At 71.7% G+C, this 5,276-nt stretch carries 6 protein-coding genes; 2 read left to right on the top strand and 4 right to left on the bottom strand.

The features are described 5' to 3' along the window. On the top strand, window positions 1-911 hold a 911-nt coding region (locus tag ASJ79_RS18130), incomplete at its 5' end, for a nicotinate-nucleotide--dimethylbenzimidazole phosphoribosyltransferase (protein ID WP_197420264.1). 13 nt (window positions 912-924) lie between these two features. On the opposite strand, the gene ASJ79_RS18125 is transcribed toward ASJ79_RS18130, so the two are convergent. Beyond that, window positions 925-1,449, bottom strand: coding sequence for a bifunctional adenosylcobinamide kinase/adenosylcobinamide-phosphate guanylyltransferase (locus tag ASJ79_RS18125; RefSeq protein WP_067957956.1), 525 nt, complete (start codon window positions 1,447-1,449; stop codon window positions 925-927). A 34-nt stretch (window positions 1,450-1,483) separates the two neighbouring features. Between ASJ79_RS18125 and ASJ79_RS18120 the strand changes: the two genes are divergently transcribed. Beyond that, complete coding sequence (locus ASJ79_RS18120; RefSeq protein ID WP_067957953.1) at window positions 1,484-2,419, top strand: cobalamin biosynthesis protein; 936 nt, start codon at window positions 1,484-1,486, stop codon at window positions 2,417-2,419. Here ASJ79_RS18120 and ASJ79_RS18115 read toward each other — a convergent pair. From ASJ79_RS18115 to ASJ79_RS18105, 3 genes are read right to left on the bottom strand one after another with little or no spacing between them, the layout of a single operon-like run. Next, complete coding sequence (locus tag ASJ79_RS18115) at window positions 2,370-3,164, bottom strand: ABC transporter ATP-binding protein (protein WP_067957944.1); 795 nt, start codon at window positions 3,162-3,164, stop codon at window positions 2,370-2,372. The two genes, ASJ79_RS18120 and ASJ79_RS18115, sit on opposite strands and share 50 nt — an antisense overlap. After that, window positions 3,161-4,213 (bottom strand): iron ABC transporter permease, encoded by a 1,053-nt coding sequence (locus tag ASJ79_RS18110; RefSeq protein WP_082753914.1) that lies wholly within the window; start codon window positions 4,211-4,213, stop codon window positions 3,161-3,163. The genes ASJ79_RS18115 and ASJ79_RS18110 overlap by 4 nt, the downstream gene beginning before the upstream one ends. After that, a complete protein-coding gene (locus ASJ79_RS18105) occupies window positions 4,191-5,183 on the bottom strand; it encodes an ABC transporter substrate-binding protein (protein ID WP_067957947.1) in 993 nt (330 codons plus the stop codon). The genes ASJ79_RS18110 and ASJ79_RS18105 overlap by 23 nt, the downstream gene beginning before the upstream one ends. Between the last annotated feature and the right edge of the window lie 93 nt (window positions 5,184-5,276).

Genomic DNA, 5,276 nt, shown 5'->3' with positions numbered 1-5,276 from the left:
TCCTGGTGATCGGCGCGATCGCGGTGTGGGCGTTCGTCGTGAACACCGCGGTGTCGTGGGTGGTGTTCGGTGTCGCGGCGGCGGTGTTCGTCGCATCCCAGATCATCAAATACACCTGGCCCGTCAACGGTCAGCTCGGGGTCAACGCGCTGGCCGCCGCCCACGGCGTCGCGGTCCGCGTGCTCGACCTGGGTGTCGACGACGACTTCGAAGATCTGCCCGCGTCGATCCGTGATCCGCTGCAGGCGTACAAGATCCGCCGCTCGAGCGGAGCCATCCACCTGGAGGACGCGCTGACCGACGCGCAGGTGCACGCGGCGCTCGAGGCCGGCGCGGCAGTCGCGCAGCAGGAGATCGACGCCGGCGCGCAGCTGCTTCTCAGCGGCGACCTCGGCATCGGCAACACCACCAGCGCGGCGGCGCTGGTGGCCGCCGCGCTCGGCATGCCGGCGGCGGAAGTGGTCGGTCGGGGCAGCGGAATCAGCGACGCTGGGCTGCAGCACAAGACGGCGGTGATCGACGCCGCGCTGGCCCGGGTGGGTGAGCGCACCGAGGATCCGGTCGCGACGCTGGCGGCGTTGGGAAGCGCCGACCTCGCCGCCTCCACCGGTTACCTGCTGACGGCCGCGCGGCGCGGGGTCCCGGCCCTTCTCGACGGCCTGATGGCGGTGGCGTGCGCGCTGACCGCGGACCGCATCGCGCCCGGGGCGGCGGCGTGGTTCGCGTCCGGGCACCGGTCCACCGAGCCCGCGCAGAGCCTGGCCCTCGACAAGCTGGGCCTGGTGCCCGTCCTCGACCTCGGCATGCGCCTCGGCGAGGGTTCGGGAGCCGTCGCGGCGGTGCCGGTGCTGCGGAGCGCCGTGGCGGTCCTCGCCGACACCGCGTCGCTGACCGACCTTCTCCCGGAGTGACGGACCGGCGGGCTCACAGCCTCAGCACACGGCCGGAGATCACCAGGTGCACCTCGTCGCAGACATCGGCGACCCGCTGGTTGACGGTGCCAAGCAGGTCGCGGAAGAGGACGCCGGAGCGGTGCGACGGGACGACGCCGAGGCCGACCTCGTTGGTCACCACCACGGCGTCGCGCACGGTGGTCAGCGCGTCGCAGACGGCGTCCAGCCGCGGCGCCAGCGCTGCGTGCGCATCGTCGGTCGCGGCGTCCCACAGCCCGCCGGTGTCCAGCGCGGCGGTGAGCCAGGTCCCCAGACAGTCGATCAGCACCGGACCGCGGGCCGACCGGCAGGCGGCGTCGAGGGCGGCGGTCTCCACGGTGGCCCACTGCGCGGGCCGGCGCGAACGATGCTGTGCCACACGGGCATCCCAGTCCGGGTCCCGCCCGTCGGCGGGCGGTCCCGGTGCGATGTAGGTGACGTCGTCGGCCTCGGCCAGCAGCCCTTCGGCGTGCTTCGACTTGCCGGATCGAACACCGCCGGTAACCAGGATCCTCACCACGACATTCTAGGAGTCGTCCACCATGCACCCGATGACCGTGCGAGCGACCGGACTGCTGCTCGGCCATGCCGCCGACCGCCTGTTCGGCGATCCGCGCCGCTTCCACCCGGTCGCCGGCTTCGGCAGCACCGCCGCGCGGCTCGAACGGCATTGGTACGCAGACGATCACGCCCGTGGGGTGGCGTACCTCCTCGCCCTGGTGGGCGGCGCGACGTTGAGCGCGGTGGCCGCGGACCGGTGCGCACAGCGTCATCCGGTGTGGCGCACGGTGCTCACCGCGACGGTCACCTGGGCCGTGCTCGGCGGTCGCTCGCTGGAACGCGAGGCGTCCGCCGTACACCGTCTTCTGGACACCGGCGACATCGATGGCGCCAGGAGACGGCTGCGTCACCTCGTCGGCCGTGACACCGCCGCCCTGACCGAGCCCGAGATCGCCCGCGCGGTCATCGAGTCGGTCGCCGAGAACACCAGCGACGCGGTCGTCACACCGCTTTTCTGGGCAGCGGTGGCCGGCGTGCCGGGCCTGGTGGCGCACCGCGCGGCCAACACCCTGGACGCGATGGTCGGCCACCACAACCCCAGGTACGAGCGGTTCGGTTGGGCGGCAGCACGTTTCGACGATCTGCTGGGGCTGCCCGGGGCGCGGGTGAGCGGCCTGCTCACGGTCGCCGCTGGCCCGGACCGCCGTGGTGCGCTGACCGCGTGGAGGCGCGACGCCCGCGGCCACCCGAGCCCCAACGCCGGGGTGATCGAGGCGTGCTTCGCCGGCGCGCTCGGGTTACAGCTCGGCGGCACCAACACCTACTACGGCGACCGGCGCGAGGAGCGGGCACTGATGGGTGACGGCCGGCGACCGGCGGTCGCGGACATTCCGAGGACCGGTCGGCTCGCTCGTCACGTCGCCCACGGCGCGGTGCTCACCGCGGTATCGGTGTGCCTTGCCCGCGCCCGGCGAGCAGCCGGGTGAAACCGACCCTGGGCCGGCCGTCGCAGAGTTCCACGGTGGCCTCGACCTGATAGACCTCGGCGATCACCTCGGGGGTCAGCACCTGCGCCGGCGGGCCGGCGACGTGCACCCGGCCGTGGTGGAGCAGGACGAGCTCCTGACAGTAGGCGGCCGCCAGGTTGAGGTCGTGCAACGCCATCACGGTCGTGGTCCCGGCCGTGGCCACCAGCTCGAGCAACTCGAGCTGATGCCGGATGTCGAGGTGATTGGTGGGCTCGTCGAGCAGCAACTCGGTCGGTTCCTGCGCCAGCGCCCTGGCGATCTGCACCCGCTGCCGCTCACCGCCGGACAACGTCGAGTACCTGCGATCCAGGAGATGGACGACTCCTGTTGTCTCGGCGGCGGATTCGACCACCTGCCGGTCCCGGGCCGACATCGGCGACCACGCCTGACGGTGCGGGAGGCGGCCCAGTTCCACGATCTCCCGTACGGTGGGTTCCTGGTCGGTGGTGGATTCCTGGTCGACGACGGCGAGCCGGCGCGCGAGCCGCCGGCGGCTGACGGTCGACACGTCCAGGTCGTCCCACCGCACCACGCCGGACGATGTGGGCCGCAGGCCCGCCAGCAACCGCAACAGCGACGACTTGCCGGACCCGTTGGGTCCCAACAGGCCCACCGTGGTTCCGGTAGCCACCGCGATGTTCACCCCGTCGACGATCAGCTTGTCGCGGACCCGCCAGGTGATCCGTTCGGCAGCCAGGCTCATGTCACTCTCCTGCGCCGGAGCAGGATCACCACGAACGCCGGTACGCCGACGATCGCGGTCGCGACCCCGACCGGAAGTTCTTGGGGGGCAATGACCATCCTGGCGGCGGTGTCGACCCACACCAGGAAGATGGCGCCCAGGACCGTGGCGGTCGGCACCAGCACGCGGTGCCGCGTGCCCACCAGCGCGCGGGCGGCGTGGGGCAACACCAGCCCGACGAAGCCGATCGCCCCCGAACACGACACGATCACCGCGGTCACCAACGCGGTGATCCCCAACAGCACCATCCGCATCCACATCACCGCCACCCCCAGCGCCGCGGCGGCGTCCTGACCGAACAGGAACGCATCGAGGGTGCCGGCACGGGTCCAGCACACCGCCGTCCCGAGCACGACGAGCGCACCACACACCGCCACTTCGCGCCACGTCGCGTTGCTGAGCGAACCGAGCAGCCAGAACAACACCCCGCGGGTCTGCTCGGCGTCGGCGGAGGTGAACACGATGAACGACGTCAGTGCGGAGAACAGTTGCGTGGCAGCGACTCCGGCGAGGATCATCCGTTCGATGCCGCCCCCGGCGGCCACGGCCAGCAGCAGCACCAGACCGAACGCCGCGACCGCACCGACGAACGCGCCCGAAGCCAGACCGATCGCGCCCGCGCCGATCCCGAGCACCGCGATCGACACAGCGCCGGTGGACGCGCCGGAGGCCACGCCGAGGATGAACGGATCGGCCAACGGGTTGCGCAGCAGCGACTGCAGCACCACCCCGCACAGCGCCAGCCCGGCTCCGCAGACGGCGGCGAGCAGTGCGCGCGGCAGTCTCAGATCCCAGATGATGCTCTGCTGCAACAGCGACAACTGCGACGGCGGACCGCCCGTCCGCTCCAGCACCGCGGCGAACACGTCACGCGGACCGAGGTCGGACGGCCCGATCGTGGTCGCGGTGGCGATCGACAGCAGCAGGATGATCAGCCCGGCCGGCCACACCACGAGCGGGGTGCGCAGATAGGAGGCCACGCCCGGCTCAATCCGCCAGGCCGTGGTCACGGAGCCCGCCGGCCACCTTCTCCATCGCGTCGACGATGCGGATCGACGGGTTGAGCTCCGCGCCGGCCAACGCGATGTACCGCCGGTTCTTCACCGCGGTCATCTCGCGGGTCACCGGATTCGACTCCAGGAACGCGATTTTGGCTTCGGCGGATTCGGCGGTCTGGCTCTTGCGCGTGAGGTCGCCGAGGATCAGCACCTGCGGGTCGCGTTCGGCGACGGTCTCCCAACCGATCTGCGGCCAGTCCTGCGGCGAATCGTCGAACACGTTGGTCAGGCCGAGGGTGCGGGTGATGACGCCCGGCCCGCCGCAGCAACCCGCCATATAGGGCGACTCGGCGTTGGCGAACCAGTACAGCACCGACACACCCCGATGGTCGGTGGCCGTGAGGGCCTCGAGCCGGCGCTGCATGTCGGCGACGATCTCCTCGCCCCGGTCCTGCTCGCCGACCAGCGTCGCGACATCGCGGATCTCGGTGAACACCTGGTCGATCTCCAGCGTGGTGCTGCGGGCGCCGTCGGAGTTGCCGACCTCCTTGGTGCATTCGATCGCCGACATGTACGCCGGCACCCCGAGCCGGTCCAGCGCCGCCGGGGTGGTGACGCCGCCCGGCCCGAGCGTGCCCTGCAGCGAGGCGGTGACCAGGTCGGGCTCCCGATCGAGGACGGTCTCGAACGACGGAGCCTGGTCGGCGAGTCGTTCGACGTTCTCGTTGTCCGCCGCCAACGAGGGCAGCACCGGATCGGTCCAGCCGGCGGTGCCGGCCATCCGGTCGGCGACGCCCAGGGACAGCAGCACCTCGGTGCTGCCCTGGTTGAGCGAGATGATGCGTTGCGGCGGTTGGTGAACGGTCACCTCGCGGCCGCAGTTGTGCAGGGTGAGCGGGTAGCCGTCGCGCGGTGGGGCCGAGGACGGCGCGGCCGCCGGGCCGCATCCGGCGAGCAGGAGCGTCGCGAACGGAACGCCCATCGCGAATCCGGGTGCCAGCTGGTCCAACACCAGCTCGTCCTCGCTGACGATGCAGGACCTGCCCTCGGCGTCCACTCCGGTGATCAACGTACG

Origin of the sequence: Mycobacterium sp. NAZ190054, assembly GCF_001545925.1 — a bacterium.
GTDB lineage: Bacteria > Actinomycetota > Actinomycetes > Mycobacteriales > Mycobacteriaceae > Mycobacterium.
The sequence above is the reverse complement of the archived record's forward strand: the minus strand, read 5'-3'. Positions and strand labels throughout refer to the sequence as shown.

Coding starts and splice junctions, on each gene's coding strand:
- ASJ79_RS18105 (WP_067957947.1), bottom strand. CDS start 5,183: ATGGGCGTTCCGTTCGCGACGCTCCTGCTCGCCGGATGCGGCCCGGCG.
- ASJ79_RS18115 (WP_067957944.1), bottom strand. CDS start 3,164: ATGAGCCTGGCTGCCGAACGGATCACCTGGCGGGTCCGCGACAAGCTG.
- ASJ79_RS18120 (WP_067957953.1), top strand. CDS start 1,484: ATGACCGTGCGAGCGACCGGACTGCTGCTCGGCCATGCCGCCGACCGC.